Annotated in this window: 15 protein-coding genes; 11 read left to right on the forward strand and 4 right to left on the reverse strand. The window is 72.0% G+C overall.

Going from position 1 to position 15,222, the window contains the following annotated elements; all coding sequences use genetic code 11:
• The first annotated feature begins 4 nt into the window (after positions 1-4).
• Positions 5-973 carry a hypothetical protein gene (locus tag FHX46_RS05530; protein ID WP_243871230.1) on the forward strand — a complete coding sequence of 323 codons (969 nt, stop codon included), beginning with the start codon at positions 5-7 and terminating at the stop codon, positions 971-973.
• Positions 970-1,926, forward strand: a complete 957-nt coding sequence (locus FHX46_RS05535; protein WP_167111247.1) for a MazG family protein — start codon at positions 970-972, stop codon at positions 1,924-1,926. Before FHX46_RS05530 ends, FHX46_RS05535 begins: the two co-directional genes overlap by 4 nt.
• On the opposite strand, the gene efeB is transcribed toward FHX46_RS05535, so the two are convergent.
• From efeB to efeU, 3 genes are read right to left on the reverse strand one after another with little or no spacing between them, the layout of a single operon-like run.
• Positions 1,899-3,146, reverse strand: a complete 1,248-nt coding sequence (efeB, locus tag FHX46_RS05540) for an iron uptake transporter deferrochelatase/peroxidase subunit (protein WP_167111249.1) — start codon at positions 3,144-3,146, stop codon at positions 1,899-1,901. The genes FHX46_RS05535 and efeB overlap by 28 nt on opposite strands.
• Positions 3,143-4,273 (reverse strand): iron uptake system protein EfeO, encoded by a 1,131-nt coding sequence (gene efeO / locus FHX46_RS05545; protein ID WP_167111251.1) that lies wholly within the window; start codon positions 4,271-4,273, stop codon positions 3,143-3,145. Before efeO ends, efeB begins: the two co-directional genes overlap by 4 nt.
• Entirely contained in the window at positions 4,270-5,109 is an 840-nt protein-coding gene (gene efeU / locus FHX46_RS05550; RefSeq protein WP_167111253.1) for an iron uptake transporter permease EfeU, read from the reverse strand. Before efeU ends, efeO begins: the two co-directional genes overlap by 4 nt.
• Positions 5,110-5,312: 203 nt before the next feature.
• Between efeU and FHX46_RS05555 the strand changes: the two genes are divergently transcribed.
• A complete protein-coding gene (locus FHX46_RS05555) occupies positions 5,313-5,984 on the forward strand; it encodes a hypothetical protein (protein ID WP_167111255.1) in 672 nt (223 codons plus the stop codon).
• A 21-nt stretch (positions 5,985-6,005) separates the two neighbouring features.
• Here FHX46_RS05555 and FHX46_RS05560 read toward each other — a convergent pair whose 3' ends face one another.
• Positions 6,006-6,410 carry a tetratricopeptide repeat protein gene (locus tag FHX46_RS05560; protein WP_167111257.1) on the reverse strand — a complete coding sequence of 135 codons (405 nt, stop codon included), beginning with the start codon at positions 6,408-6,410 and terminating at the stop codon, positions 6,006-6,008.
• Between the two features lie 84 nt (positions 6,411-6,494).
• Here FHX46_RS05560 and FHX46_RS05565 point away from each other — a divergent pair, with 84 nt between their 5' ends.
• The 8 genes from FHX46_RS05565 (at position 6,495) to FHX46_RS05600 (ending at position 15,222) form a co-directional block, all read left to right on the forward strand.
• Positions 6,495-6,947, forward strand: a complete 453-nt coding sequence (locus FHX46_RS05565) for a VOC family protein (RefSeq protein ID WP_167104447.1) — start codon at positions 6,495-6,497, stop codon at positions 6,945-6,947.
• Between the two features lie 78 nt (positions 6,948-7,025).
• Positions 7,026-8,312: a phosphopyruvate hydratase gene (gene eno, locus FHX46_RS05570; RefSeq protein ID WP_167111259.1), complete on the forward strand. Its 1,287-nt coding sequence runs from the start codon at positions 7,026-7,028 to the stop codon at positions 8,310-8,312.
• 9 nt (positions 8,313-8,321) lie between these two features.
• Positions 8,322-8,864, forward strand: coding sequence for an FtsB family cell division protein (locus FHX46_RS05575; RefSeq protein WP_167111261.1), 543 nt, complete (start codon positions 8,322-8,324; stop codon positions 8,862-8,864).
• Positions 8,865-8,891: 27 nt separating this feature from the next.
• On the forward strand, positions 8,892-9,398 hold the full coding sequence (locus FHX46_RS05580; protein ID WP_167111263.1) for a DUF501 domain-containing protein: 507 nt from the start codon (positions 8,892-8,894) through the stop codon (positions 9,396-9,398).
• Positions 9,399-9,708: 310 nt separating this feature from the next.
• A complete protein-coding gene (locus FHX46_RS05585) occupies positions 9,709-10,911 on the forward strand; it encodes a lytic transglycosylase domain-containing protein (RefSeq protein WP_390622584.1) in 1,203 nt (400 codons plus the stop codon).
• A gap of 9 nt (positions 10,912-10,920) precedes the next feature.
• Positions 10,921-11,874: a Ppx/GppA phosphatase family protein gene (locus FHX46_RS05590; RefSeq protein ID WP_167111265.1), complete on the forward strand. Its 954-nt coding sequence runs from the start codon at positions 10,921-10,923 to the stop codon at positions 11,872-11,874.
• A gap of 57 nt (positions 11,875-11,931) precedes the next feature.
• Complete coding sequence (locus tag FHX46_RS05595) at positions 11,932-13,434, forward strand: helicase HerA-like domain-containing protein (protein WP_167111267.1); 1,503 nt, start codon at positions 11,932-11,934, stop codon at positions 13,432-13,434.
• Between the two features lie 66 nt (positions 13,435-13,500).
• Complete coding sequence (locus FHX46_RS05600) at positions 13,501-15,222, forward strand: S8 family serine peptidase (RefSeq protein ID WP_449224092.1); 1,722 nt, start codon at positions 13,501-13,503, stop codon at positions 15,220-15,222.

Here is a 15,222-nt window from a genome sequence, read left to right on the forward strand (position 1 = left end):
GATCATGGGTCGCTCCCAGTCGCTGCTCGCCGCGTTAACCGCCTGCCTGGTCCTCGCGGGGTGCGGTTCCGGGCCGAGCCAGGTGGGCGCCGCCGTCCTCTTCGCCGACCACGAGATCACCGTCGACCAGGTGCAGGACCTGCTGGACAAGGCGGTGCGCGAACAGCCGGCCGCCCAGCAGCTGGCCCAGCAGCACAAGCTGGACCTGGTCGGCCGCGAGATCGTGCGTCAGGTGGTGCTGCACGACGTGCTCGCCCGCGTCGCGCAGCGCGAGGGTCTGGTGCCCGACCAGCAGGCGCTGGACCAGTTCCTCGCCGACGACCCGCTGGCCGAGCCGGTGTCCGGCACGGGCGCCGATCCGTCACAGCTGGCGCCGCAGGTCGTCAACCGGGTGCGCGACCACCGCGAGGTGATCATCGACAGCCTGCTGTTGCAGGCGCTCGGGCAGAAGTACTTCGACCGCACGAGCGTCACCTTCGACTACACCTCGGTGACCTCGGACGGCGGTGTGGACCGGCGCGCGAAGGCCATCGACAAGGCCGAGCAGATGGCGGCGGGCCCGGCCGCGGCCGCCGACGTGATCCGCGCCGACGCGGCTGCGGGGGAGCGGACCAGCGTCGGCGAGGTGGTGCCCGCCGCGCAGGCACCGGATCTGGCCACGCTCGTCCTGTTCGGCGTCCCGCCCGGCACGGTGGTGGCGTTCCAGCCGAGCCAGGAACAGCAGGTGTGGATCGTCGCGATCGTTCGGGCGCGCGACCTGAACGCGCCGCCCTCCGGTGAGCAGGCGATGCAACCGTCGCCGGCTCAGCTCGCCGCGATCGGGCGGCGACTGCTCCAGCCCGACGTCGACCAGGCCGGCGTGCGCATCAATCCGCGCTACGGCGTGTGGGATCCTGTGGCCATGAACCTCGCCCCGAGCAGCGCCGAGACCACCGGGGCCGTCCTGCCGGTGAAGGGTGCCGCGCAGCCGTGACGGTCGTGCTCCTGCCGTACCCGGACGCCGGGATCCCGCCGGCCGCCGTGCCGTTCCTGCGCAGCGCCCAGGCGGTCTACGCGTCGGGCATCGACGGCGGGCTGGCCGATCTGCTGGGCGCGAAGCCCGCGCCGGACGACCTGACCGCGGAGCCTGGGCCGATCGTGCTGATCGCGGCGGACGAGACCGATCCCGCGGTGGTCGCGCTGGTGCGCGCCGGGTCGCGGGTGATCGCGCAGCCCGCCGGGTCGGGCCTGGTCGAAGCGGCGCAGGTGATGGACCGGCTGCGCTCGCCGGGCGGCTGCCCGTGGGACGCCGAGCAGACCCACGACTCGCTGCGGCAGTACCTCGTCGAGGAGACCTACGAACTGCTGGACGCGATCGAGGAGCGTGACCGCGCCGCGCTGCGCGAGGAGCTGGGCGACGTTCTGCTCCAGGTGCTCTTCCACGCCCGCGTCGCGGCGGAGGACACCGGCGACCCGTTCGACATCGACGCGGTGGCGTCCGGGCTGGTGGCGAAGCTCGTCGGGCGGCACCCGCACGTGTTCACCGACGCCGAGCGCGTGCACACCGCCGCGCACCAGCAGGTGCGCTGGGAAGAGCTCAAGCAGGCCGAGAAACAGCGCGAGTCCAGTGTGGACGGTGTGGCGCTGGGGCAGCCGGCGGTGGCGCTGGCCGGGAAGCTCGGGCAGCGCACCGGCCGGGCCGGGGTGCCCGCGGACCTGTTCCCCGGCGGCGACTCGCCCGCCGAGCAGGTGTTCCGGCTGGCCGCGCAGGCGCGCCGGGACGGGGTCGACCCCGAGGGTGAGCTGCGCGCGGTGGCGAAGCGGTTCGCGGCGGACGTGCGGGCGGCGGAGCGGTCGGCCCGTGCCGCCGGTCTCGATCCGGCGGCGATGGACGCCGGCGCGTGGCGGGCTCACTGGCCTCAGCCGAACAGCGACTCGCCCCAGTAGCCGGTCTCGGTCACGCCCGGCGGCACCGCGAACAGGGCCGAGCCGGTGTGCTCCAGGTACTCCATCATCGCGTCCTTGGCCGAGAGCACCTTCTGCATCGGCACGAACTGGGTGCGCGGATCGCGGTTGAAGCAGATGAAGAACAACCCCGCCTCGAGGTGCCCGACCCCGTCGGACCCGTCCACGAAGTTGTAGCCACGCCGCAGGATCCGGACACCGTTCAGGTTCTCCGCGGACGCCAGCCGGATGTGGGCGTCGGCCGGGACCAGCGGTTCGCCGTTCGCGCCGCCGACGTGCAGGTCGACCGGGTCGAACTCGGCCGACTGGCCCAGCGGTGCGCCGGTGCCCTTCGTCCGGCCGACGATCTGTTCCTGCTCACGCAGCGGCGAGCGGTCCCACGTCTCGATGTGCATCCGGATGCGGCGGGTGACCAGGTAGCTGCCGCCGGCCATCCAGTCCGGGCCGTCGCCCGGCGCGACCCACACGTGCTGCGCGAGTGCGTCGGTGTCCTCGGCCTTGAGGTTGTTGGTGCCGTCCTTGAAACCGAACAGGTTCCGCGGGGTCACCTGTGAGCGCGAGGTCGACGCGCTGCGCCCGAACCCGAGCTGCGACCAGCGCACCTCGGTGGTGCCGAAGCCGAGCCGCACCAGGTTGCGCACCGCGTGCACGGCCACCTGGGGGTCGTTGGCGCACGCCTGGATGCACAGGTCACCGCCGCTGCGGGCGGGGTCCAGGTTGTCCTTCGGGAACGCCGGCAGGTCGGCCAGCGCCGGCGGGCGCCGGTCCGCGAGCCCGAACCGGTCGTCGAACAACGACGGCCCGAACCCGATCGTCAGCGTCAGCGACGCGGCGGGCAGGTCCAGGGCCTCACCGGTGTCCCCGGGCGGGGCCGCGGCCGAACCGCCGACCGCACCGTTCGGCACGACCTCCTGGCCGCCAGTCATCCGGCGGGCTGCGTCGGTCCACTTGCGCAGCAACGACACCAGCTTCGCCCGGTCCTTCGTCGTCACGTCGAGCGCCGCGAAGTGCAGGTGTTCCTGGGTGGGCGTGACGATGCCGGCCTGGTGCACGCCGTGGAACGGCACGAGGTCCGGGGCGGCGTGCGCCTCGGGACCGGACAGTGCGTGGTCCAGCCCGGCGCCGGCCGCCGCGCCGGCGCCGGCGAGGGCGACGCCGGCACCCGCGAACCCCAGCAGACGACGGCGGGACACCTGGGTCATTGCGCGACGACCTCCGCGACCTTGCTCAGCGGCTCGCCCAGCGCGTCCACCGCGGAGGCGAATTCCCGGATCTGGTCCTGGGTGAGCTCGGTGTAGTACTTGAACCCGTCACCGGAGCGCTGCTTGTCCAGCAGCGTCTGCACGTTCTTGACCTGGATGTCCACTTCGGACACCAGCTGCGGGTCCCGTTCCTGCAGCACCGGGCGCAGCGACTGGATGGCAGCCTTCGAGCCGTCCAGGTTCGCCTGGAAGTCCCACAGGTCGGTGTGCGAGAAGGTTTCCTCCTCGCCGGTGATCTTGCCGGTGGCGACCTCGTCGAGCAGGCCCTTGGCGCCGTTGGCCAGGTCGAGTGCGGACAGCTGGATCGTCTTCGCCTGGTTCACCAGGGTGGTCACGTCGGTGACCAGCTTGTCGGCGATCTGCCCGCTGTCGGGCTGCAGGCCGGTGACCCACAGGTCCTTCTCCAGCCGGTGGAAACCGGTGAACTGCTGACCCTCCTCCAGGTCGGCCTCGCGGACGTCGATGGCCGGGTCCAGCTCGCCGAACTTCTCCGCGACCGGTTCGATGCGCTCGTAGTAGGTGCGGGTGGGCGCGTAGCGGGCCTTGGCGTCGGCGACGTTGCCGGACTTGACCGCGTCGGCGAACTTCTGCGTCTCGGTCAGCAGCGCGTCGCTCTGGCTGGCCACGTACGTCGCGTAGCTCTTCGTCGCGTCGGCGAGCTGCGTGTTCGTGTCGGTCTTCCGGCCGGCACCGCCGGTGACGGTGAACGCGCCGCGGATGCCGTCGCCGCTCATGCCGGGCTTGCACGCGGTCTGGTAGGTCCCGGCGTCGGGCACCTCGATGGTCAGCTTGCGGGTCAGGCCGGGGGCGATGTTCTCGACCTCGCCCATGATCCGGTCACCCTGGGCGTAGAGGTAGAACTCGGTGACCTTGGTGCCCTTGTTCGTCACCTCGAACGACAGGTTCCCGGCGTTCGCGGTGGTCGCCGACACCGTGCACGCGGTGTCGGTGGCCTCGACGGTGATCGGGCCGCCCGCCGCTGCCTTCTGGTCACCGCCGGAGCAGGCGGACAGGGCGAGCAGCGCGGCCGATCCCGCGACAACGAGGGGGGTCTTGCGCAAGGTCACTCCTTGGTACCGGCCACCACGGGGGTGGTCTTGACAGCGGGCCGCCGCAGGAACAGCGGCAGCACGATCGCGACGTAGGCGACCCAGGCGACCGCCTGGAGCACCGTGGTCTGTTGCGAGTAGTTGAAGATGCCCTTGAGCAGCGCGCCGTACCACGAGGTCTCGGGGATGGCGGCGGACGCGTCGAAGGCGAGGGTGTGCAGGCCGGGCAGGAAGCCGGCTTCCTGCAGGTCGTGCAGGCCGTAGCCGAGCACACCGGCGGCGACGAACACGAGCAGCACGCCCGTGATGGTGAAGAACTTGCCCAGGTTGAACCGGATCGCCCCGCGGTAGAGGCCGTAGGCGAGGGCGATTGCGACGGCGATGCCGACGGCGAACCCGATCAGCGGCTCCGTGGTGCCGCCCTGTGCGGACTGCACGGCGGCGTAGAAGAAGACGGCGGTCTCCAGCCCTTCGCGGCCGACGGCGAGGAACGACAGGAGCAGGACCGCGAGCGGACCGATCGCGAGCGCGTTGTCCATCTTGCCGCGCAGCTCGGCGGCGATGCTCTTGGACGCCTTGCGCATCCAGAAGATCATCGCGGTGACGAACCCGACGGCCACGATCGACAGGCTGCCGCCGAGCAGCTCCTGCTGTTCGAACGACAGCTGGGCCGTGGTGAAGGTCAGGACCGCGCCGACGCCGACCGAGAGGACGACGGCCGCCGCGATGCCCGGCCACACCCAGCGCAGCGCCGAGCGCCGGTCGGTCCGGACGAGGAACGCGACCAGGATGCTCACCACCAGGGCGGCCTCCAGGCCCTCCCGGAGGCCGATGAGCAGGCTGGAGAACAACAACGGACGGCCTCCTTGGACGCATCGGACCGGTCTAGGTTTAGGTAAGCCTTGCCTGAAAGTCCAGCCCGACCATCCTCGCTTGATCGGGGTAACCGGTCAAATCGGGCGTCACTCCGCGCATTTTCGCAGTTCAGGGCGCGGCAAGGGGCTCCATAACGAAGTGGTGTGATCCGTCCGTCAGGAAGTCTGGATAACCTGTTCGGGTGGCAGAACCCACTCAGCCGGGGGACGCCCGGATCCGGCGCTTCTCGTCCCGGTTGCTCCTCGGGGCGGCGGTGACCGGCACCGGGCTGGTGCTCATCCTGACCATCGGCGTGACCCGTCCCGCGGAGGCCCCGCGGCCGGTCGTCTCCCAACCGGCCGTGGCCACGGGGACGCTCGAAGCGCCGCCCGGCGCGACCGCCCCACGCCCCGCCAGGGCCGCGCCGCAGGACCGGCCGCGTGAGTCCGACCGCAAGGCGCTCGACGCCTGGTCGACCGAAGTGGCCGGCGCGACCGGGCTGCCGCCGCGGGTGCTCACCGGCTACGGCCGGGCGGAGATGTGGATGCGCGGGGAGTGGCCGGGATGCCACCTGTCCTGGGCCACGCTCGCCGCGATCGGCGAGGCGTCCGCGGTCGGCTCCGGCCCGCTGCGCGTGCCCGAGGAGACCTGGAAGCAGTGGGCGGCGCGCGCCACGCGCGACGGCAGGCAGGCGGACCCGGCGGACATCGACGACGCGGCACTGACCACGGCCCGCTCGCTGTGCTCGACGGGCGCCGACCTGGCCACCGCGCCCGGCTGGTGGGCCGCGATCACCGGCGCACCCGCCCTCGCCCCGGCCGCCCGGCACGTCTTCGACATCGCCACGAACCTCGCCGGCGCCGCCCCCCGCTAGTGGACGGCCCGAGCCGCGCGATCAGCTCTCCTGCAACCGAACCCGGGCATTGACCTCGGACAACGCGTCCTGGTACTCGGGCACCGGGTTCATCGCCCAGGCCATGCGCAGCTGTCCCAGCGCTTCGACCAGCCGGCCCAGCCGTTGCAGCGTGCGGCCCAGCACGAAGCGGGCGTAGTGGTCGGACGGATCGAGTTCCAGCACCCGCGTCAACGCCTGCTCGGCGCGGTTGAGCTGGGCGGAGTGGAAGTAGGCGCGCCCGGCGAGCAGCTGGACGCTGGGCTTGTCCGGTTCGCTCTCCAGCACCGGCTGCAGCGCCTTGAGGGCGTCCAGCGGACGCCGCTTCTCGACGAGATCCTCCGCCTCGCGAAACGCGTGCAGCGGGTGCAGGCCTGCTGGTCCCCGCGGGGTTTCTGCCTCATCCATCTTCTGATCGACGTTACCCCCGGCGCGCCCGTTTCGGCAGGGGCGATCAGGGTGGCCGGCGGCGGCATGATGCACTAACCGGTCATGAGCGAAGAACCGCGGTATCTCGGACTCTCGCCCTACCTGTACTACACCGACGCCACGGAGGCGCTGGACTGGCTGGTGCGCGTGTTCGGCTTCACGGAGAAGGTCCGGTACGTCGACGCGTCCGGCCACGTCTTCCAGGCCGTGGTGGCCGCCGGTGACGCCGAGATCGTGCTCGCCGCGGTCGGCGCCGACTACTGGGAGACCAAGGGCGTCGACCGGCCGGTCGGGCAGCTCAACGTCGTGTACGTGCCCGACGCCGACGCGCAGTACGAGCACGTGTGCACGGCCCTGGGGGAGGGGTGCGACGTACCGCCACCGCAGGACCAGCCCTACGGCGCGCGGGTGTTCACGGTGCTGGACTGCGGGGGCAACAGCTGGACGTTCTGGCAGCAGATCTCCGACACCGCCGACCTGCCGTCGGGATGGCAGGAGGTCCGCGCCGGCCAGTGACGCGTGCCTCCACCGGGTGAACGGCGATGGCCGCTACGCTGGTCGCGTCTTCGCTGGACAAACCGATGAGGAGCAGGTGTGGCGGTCATTGAGCAGGTAGGCGCGCGCGAGATCCTGGACTCGCGTGGCAACCCGACCGTTGAGGTGGAGGTGGCTCTCGACGACGGCACGCTGGCGCGGGCCGCCGTTCCCTCGGGCGCGTCCACCGGCGAGCACGAAGCCGTCGAGCTGCGCGACGGCGACCCGAAGCGCTACAACGGCAAGGGTGTCGAGCGCGCGGTCGCCGCGGTCCTCGACGAGATCGGTCCCGAGCTGACCGGGGTCGACGCCGTGGACCAGCGGATCGTCGACCAGAAGCTGGTCGACCTGGACGGCACCCCCGACAAGTCGCGGCTGGGTGCCAACGCCCTGCTGGGTGTTTCGCTGGCCGTCGCGAAGGCCGCCGCCGAGTCGGCCGAGCTGGAGCTGTTCCGCTACCTGGGCGGGCCGAACGCGCACGTGCTGCCGGTGCCGATGATGAACATCCTCAACGGTGGCGCGCACGCCGACACCGACGTGGACATCCAGGAGTTCATGATCGCCCCGATCGGCGCGGAGTCCTTCCGCGAGGCGCTGCGCTGGGGCACGGAGGTCTACCACTCGCTCAAGTCGGTGCTCAAGGGCCGCGGCCTGGCCACCGGTCTGGGTGACGAGGGCGGGTTCGCGCCGAACCTGTCCAGCAACCGCGAGGCGCTGGACCTGATCACCACGGCGATCGAGAAGGCCGGGTACACCCCGGGCCGCGACATCGCGCTGGCCCTGGACGTCGCCGCCACCGAGTTCTTCTCGGCCGGTTCCTACACGTTCGAGGGGAGCAAGCGGACCGCCGAGCAGCTGGCGGCCTACTACCAGGAGCTGGTGGAGGCGTACCCGCTGGTGTCGATCGAGGACCCGCTGTCCGAGGACGACTGGGACGGCTGGGTGGCGCTCACCCAGCAGATCGGCGAGCGGGTCCAGCTCGTCGGGGACGACCTGTTCGTCACCAACCCGGACCGGCTGGAGGACGGCATCAACCGCGGCGCCGCGAACGCGCTGCTGGTGAAGGTCAACCAGATCGGCACGCTGTCGGAGACCCTGGACGCGATCGCGCTGGCCACCTCCAGCGGCTACAAGTCGATGATGAGCCACCGCTCGGGCGAAACCGAGGACACCACGATCGCCGACCTCGCGGTGGCGACCGGTGTCGGCCAGATCAAGACCGGTGCCCCGGCGCGCAGCGAGCGCGTCGCGAAGTACAACCAGCTGCTGCGCATCGAGGAGGCCCTCGGTGACGCCGCCCGCTACGCCGGTGAGCTGGCCTTCCCGCGGTTCTCGACGGAGAGCTGACCGGGGTAGATGACGCAACGCGGAACCCAGCGCGCGCGGCGCCCCCGCCGCACGGAGGGCTCACCGGCCCGACGTGCGGAGGGGGCGCCCGCGCGCCGTCCGCAACTGGCCCGGCGGGTGGCCGCCGGGAAGGCGCGGCTGCGCCGCGGCCCGGGCGGCCAGGGCGCCGCCGCAGCGCGCGTGCTCGGCATGTCCACCACGCGCCGGGCCGCGGTGCTCGCGATCGTGGTGTGCGCGCTGGCGTTCACCGTCGCCGTGCCGTTGCGCACCTATCTCGCGCAACGGGCCGAGGTCGCCGAGCAGGAGCAGCGGCAGGCAGAGCTGAAGCACGACGTGGCGCTGCTGGAGCAACGCAAGGCCGCGGTGTCGGATCCGGCGCAGGTCGAGGCGGAGGCCCGGCGGCGGCTGCGGTACGTCATGCCGGGCGAGACGCCCTACGTCGTGCAGCTGCCGGAGGACGCGCCGAAACCGCAGGAGCCGGCGAAGCCCGATCCGGTGGTCTCCGGCGGTGGGGCGTGGTACCAGCAGTTGTGGAGCACCGTCGGCGGCTGACCGGGTGGCGCTTGCGACAATGGGGCGGTGAGCAAGACGGACCTGCCCTCGTTCGAACCGGTCACCGAGTCCGACCGGCTCATCATCTCCGAGCAGCTCGGCCGTCCCGCGCGTGCGCTGCGGGCGGTCGCGGCGCGCTGTCCGAGCGGGCACCCGTCCGTCGTGCAGACCAACCCGCGGCTGGAGAACGGCACCCCGTTCCCGACCCTGTACTACCTGACCTGCCCGCGGCTGACTTCGCTGGTCGGGCGCCTCGAGGCGTCCGGGATCATGAAGGAGATGACCGACCGGCTGGCGGTGGACGAGGAGCTGGCCGCGGCCTACCGCCGTGCGCACGAGTCGTACCTGGCACAGCGGGACGCCCTCGAGCCGCTCGGACACCAGGTGACCGCGGGCGGCATGCCCGGACGGGTGAAGTGCCTGCACGTGCATCTCGCGCACACCCTCGCGATGGGACCGGGCGTCAACCCGTTCGGCGACGAAACCCTCGAACTGCTCAAACCCGATTGGCCCAGCGGCGACTGCGCCGCCTGACGCCACCCGCCCCACTCACCCACCGCCACCAGGACCAGCAAACACGCCGCCCGGAGCGGCAAACACGCCGGCGGGAGCGGCAAACACGAAGTGGGCCGCGTGTTTGCCGTTCCGCGCGCTGTGTTTGCCTGTGCGGGCGGTGTGTTGGCTGGCGCGGGCGGCGTGTTGGCTCGTCCGGGACACCCACATCGGCTACGCGCTGAACTATCGGCTAACACTTCCGCCCCAACGCAGCGATACCACCTCTCGGTAACACGGGCTTCACACCGCGCGGTTCAGCATCGGATGTGACGCCCGCTCGGGGAGGGAAGTGGATGTGCGCCGGATCCGTCTGAAGGTCACCAACCGCAAGGCGCGCAGAGCCGGGCTGGCCAACAAAGCGACGCTTGCCGCCATGGGCGGCGTGTTCGCCGTGCTCCCGGCCGCGCTGGCCGGGAGCGGCACCCAAACCTGGACCGGCACCGCGCCCACCGAGCAGAACCGCCCGGTCGGCCTCGTGCAGGGCGTGCCGCCGGAGATGCTCCAGATCAGCGTCGACGGGCAGCTCCCGCAGCCGCCGCAGCCGGTGCTGCCCGAGGCGTTGCCTTCCGGACCGCTCGGCATCCCCGGTAGCGCGCTGAAGGCGTACCGCAACGCCGCCGACCTGATGCGGCCCGAGCGCCCGGGTTGCCACCTGGACTGGGCGCTGGTCGCGAGCATCGGCCGCATCGAGTCCAACCACGCGCGCGGCGGCTACGTCGACGCGAACGGGACCACCCGCGAGCCGATCCTCGGCCCGGAGCTCAACGGTGTCGGCCCGGTGGCCGCGATCCGGGACACCGACCACGGCCGCTGGGACCACGACACCGTGTGGGACCGCGCGGTCGGGCCCACCCAGTTCATCCCCAGCACCTGGGTTTTCTACGGTGCGGACGGCAACCACGACCGGGTCGCCGACCCGAACAACATCTACGACGCCACTCTCGCCACCGCGGGCTACCTGTGCTCCGGTGGTCTGGACCTCGCGAACCCGGCCCAGCTGCGCGCCGCGGTCTACCGCTACAACAACTCCGGCGCCTACGTGGAAACGGTGATCCGCTGGGCCGAGGCGTACCGCAGCGGCGTCGCCCTGCTGCCGGACAGCAAGGTGCCGGTCGGCGCGCCGAGCGTCCCGGTGGCCCCGGTCGCGCCCGCGGTCGCGCCACCGCCACCGCCGACGGTCCTCGCCGCGCCACCGGCGGCGCCGTCGCCGTCGCCGTCGCAGACGGCGGCCCGGTCGGACGGCAGCAGCACCACCACGACGACCCCCTCGACCACCCCGACCACACCGGCCACCACCACTACGACCACCACTACGACGACGACCACCACGACGACCACCACGACCGTGCCGCCGACGTGCGCGACCAGCACCACGCCGACGTCGACGACAACCACCACGACCACACCCACCTCGACGACGCCGCCGTGCGAACCTCCGGTCACCGGCCCGGCGACCTCCACCACGGGATCGACGACCGGGCACACCCCGTAGGGTGGGCGCATGCCCCGTGTTGCCGCGATCGACTGTGGAACCAACTCCATCCGCCTGCTGGTGGCCGAGCTGACCGAGCGTCACGACGGCACCGTCGACCTGCGTGACCTGCATCGGGAGATGCGGGTCGTGCGGCTCGGGCAGGGTGTGGACGCGACCGGCCGGCTCGCCCCGGAGGCGCTGGAGCGCACCCGCGCCGCGCTGGCCGACTACACGATCGCTGCCCGGCGCAAGGGTGTGGAGAGGGTGCGCATGGTCGCCACCTCGGCGACCCGTGACGCGAGCAACCGCGACGAGTTCTTCGCGATGACGCGCGAGGTGCTGGGCACCGAGGCCGAGGTGATCACCGGCGACGAGGAGGCCCGGCTGTCGTTCACCGGTGCGGTCGGCGAGCAGGACCCGGACGACGGCCCGTTCCTGGTGGTCGACGTCGGCGGCGGCTCCACCGAGCTGGTACTGGGCGACTGGGACGGCCGGCGCGCTTCGGTGACGGCGGCCAGGTCGGTGGACGTGGGCTGCGTGCGGATCACCGAGCGCGCCCTGAAGTCGGATCCGCCGACCTCGAACGAGATCGTCGCGGCACGCGAGTTCGCCACCGGTGTGCTGGCGGAGGCGTTCGACGCGGTGGACGTGTCGAAGGCCCGCACCTGGATCGGCGTGGCCGGCACCGTCACCACGTTGTCCGCGGTGGCCCAGGAGCTGCCGGAGTACGACTCGGAACGCACCCACCTGTCGCGCCTGACGCCGGCCGACATCACGCGGGTGTCCGGGCAGCTGCTGGAGGCCGACCACGCGGCGCGCGCCGCGAACCCGGTGATCCACCCCGGCCGGGTCGACGTGATCGGCGGTGGCGGGCTGATCGTGCAGATCCTCGCCGAGCAGATCGGCCTGCGCGGCGGCCCCGCCGAGCTGGTGGTCAGCGAGCACGACATCCTCGACGGCATCGCGCTCTCGCTCGCCTGAGCTGCGGGTACGCCGGATCGGGCTTACGCTGGCCGCGCGGGACGCGGGGAGGCCGGCATGGGCGAGGCGCAGGACATCGCGGCGGGGTACGCCACCGGCGGCCGCGCGCTCGAACTCGGTGCCGTGCTGGTCGACGGCGCCGCCGACCCCACCGCGGCGGTGCGGTTGCCGCTGGCGATGGTCAACCGGCACGGCCTGGTCGCCGGTGCGACCGGCACCGGCAAGACCAAGACGCTCCAGCTGCTCGCCGAGCAGTTGTCCGCGGCCGGGGTGCCGGTGGTGCTCGCCGACGTCAAGGGCGATCTGTCCGGCCTCGCCGAACCCGGCACCGCCTCGGAGCGGACCGCGCGCCGCGCGGAGCAGACCGGCGACGACTGGCGGCCCGAGGGGTTCCCGGTCCAGTTCCTCTCGCTGGGCACCGGCGGCAAGGGGGTGCCGATCCGCGCCACGATCACCAGCTTCGGCCCGATCCTGCTGTCGAAGGTGCTCGGCCTCAACCCCACGCAGGAGTCGACGCTCGGGCTGATCTTCGCCTGGGCCGACCAGCGCGGCCTGGCGTTGCTCGACCTCAAGGACCTGCGCGCCGTGATCACCCACCTGACCAGCGACGAGGGCAAGGCCGACCTGACGGGCATCGGCGGTGTCGCGCCGGCCACCGCGGGGGTGATCCTGCGTGCGTTGTCCAACCTGGAGGCGCAGGGCGGCGCGGAGTTCTTCGGCGAGCCCGAACTGGACGTGCGGGACCTGACCCGCCAGGTCGACGGCCGTGGCGTGCTCAACCTGCTGGAGCTGGACGAATTGCAGGACAAGCCGGCGCTGTTCTCGACGTTTCTGATGTGGCTGCTCGCGGAGCTGTTCGAGGAGTTCCCCGAGGAGGGCGACCTGGACGCGCCCAAGCTGGTGTTCTTCTTCGACGAGGCGCACCTGCTGTTCGACGGCGCGTCCAAGGCGTTCCTGGAGCGGATCGAGCAGACGGTGAAGCTGATCCGGTCGAAAGGCGTCGGCGTCTTCTTCTGCACCCAGCTGCCCACCGACGTGCCGAACGCGGTGCTGTCGCAGCTCGGCGCCCGCGTCCAGCACGCCCTGCGGGCCTTCACCCCGGATGATCAGAAGGCGCTGAGCCGGACCGTCAAGACCTTCCCGGTCACCGCTGCGTACGACCTGGAGAAGGCGTTGACCAGCCTCGGGATCGGTGAGGCGATCGTGACCGTGCTGTCCGAGCGCGGGGTGCCGACGCCGGTCGCGTGGACCCTGTTGCGCGCGCCGCGGTCGAAGATGGGATCGATCGGGGCCGACGCGATCCGGGCCGCCGCCGGGGCTTCGGAGCTGCACGGGAAGTACGGGGAGACGATCGACCGCGAGTCGGCCTACGAACGGCTCGCGGCCCGGGTCGCACCACCCGCCCGCGATGAAGCCGGGCCGGCGCCGGAGGCGAAGCCCGCGCCCGGGTTCTTCCAGCAGGCGATGGAGAACCCGGCCGTCCGGTCGTTCGTCCGTTCGGCGGCCAGTTCGCTCGGACGGGAGATCACGCGCGGGCTCTTCGGCACCCGACGAAGGTAGGGATTTCGTACCGGTTCGCCCGGTCGTGGCGGTAACTTCCTCTTCACCCTGATGAGGAGGAATTCCTTGAGACCTACCAGGTTGCTCATCGCGGCTCTCGCGGTCCCGCTGATCGGCGCGGCCGTCGCGGTGCCCAGCGCCGGAGCCCAGCCCACCACACCCACCGGGCCGGCCACCGAGTTCACCGTGCTCGCCGCGGGCGGGCAGGACGTCACCGCCGCTGAGCAGGCCGTCCGCACGGCCGGTGGCACCGTGCTGCGCACCAACACCGCGGTCGGCCTGATCACGGCCGCCGCCCCGGCGGACGGGTTCGTCCAGCGCGTGTCGGCCGATCCCGCCGTGTACGGTGCGGCCAGGGCGATCGCGATCGGCCGGACACCGACCGGTAGGGTCGCGCCGAAACGGTCCGACGTGGAGAAGGAGGGCCGTCAGGCGCCGCGGAGCGGCGCCGCCAAGAAGGGCGCGACCGGCACCGACCCGTTGGACGACCAGCTCTGGGGCCTGAAGTCGGTGCGGTCGGACCTGGCGCGCACCGTGCAGCCCGGCGACAAGCGCGTGCGGGTCGGCATCATCGACACCGGTGTCGACGGTTCGCACCCCGACATCGCGCCCAACTTCGACCGGGCCGCCTCCCGCAACTTCACCCGGGACATCCCCACCGACCCGACCGGTGCGGTGGTGGACGGGCCGTGCGAGTACCGCGGTTGCGTCGACCCCGCTGACCACGACGACAACGGGCACGGCACGCACGTCGCCGGCACGATCGCGGCGGCCGCCGACGGGTTCGGCATCTCCGGCGTGGCGCCGAACGTGTCGATCGTGAACCTGCGCGCGGGCCAGGACGCCGGGTACTTCTTCCTCCAGCCGGTCGTCGACGCGCTGACCTACGCCGGCGACGCCGGTGTCGACGTGGTCAACATGTCGTTCTACGTGGACCCGTGGCTCTACAACTGCGCCGCGAACCCGGCCGACTCGCCGGAGCAGCAGCTGGAGCAGCGCACGGTCACCGAGGCCATGACGCGCGCGATGAACTACGCCTACCGCAAGGGCGTCACTCAGGTCGCGGCGCTCGGCAACGAGCACTCCGACCTCGGGGCGCCGCAGCCGGACACGAAGAGCCCGGACTACCCGGCGTCGTCGAACCACCCGCGCACCATCGACAACGCGACCTGCCTGTCACTGCCGGTCGAGGGCCCGCACACCATCGGGATCTCCGCATTCGGCCCGTCCGGCGCCAAGGCGGACTACTCGAACTACGGGCTCGAGCAGATCTCGGTGTCCGCACCGGGCGGCTACTTCCGCGACGGCTTCGGCACCGATTGGTATCGCACGAACGAAAACATGATCCTCTCCGCGTACCCGCGCAACGTCGGCGTCGCGGAGGGCACGATCGACGCGGACGGCGACATCACGCCGGACGGGCAGGCGGCCGGCGTGCAGAAGGCGGTCACCAAGGACGGCCGGGTCGGGTACTACCAGTTCCTGCAGGGCACCTCGATGGCCACCCCGCACGCCGCGGGCGTCGCCGCGCTGATCGTGTCCGAGTACGGACGGCCCGGCCGCGGCGGGATCACGATGGACCCGGACGCGGTGCAGCGCGTCATCGAGGGCACGGCCGCACGGATCCCCTGCCCGGTGCCGGCCACCGTCGACTACCTCGACGAGGGCCGGGACGCCTCGTTCACCGCGACCTGCCAGGGCACGCCGTCGTTCAACGGCTTCTACGGGCATGGTGCCGTGGACGCCTACGCGGCGGTGACCCGCGGGGCCGGTTACCTGCGCGGCTGA

The sequence above is a fragment of the Amycolatopsis viridis genome, from assembly GCF_011758765.1.
Classification (GTDB): domain Bacteria; phylum Actinomycetota; class Actinomycetes; order Mycobacteriales; family Pseudonocardiaceae; genus Amycolatopsis_E; species Amycolatopsis_E viridis.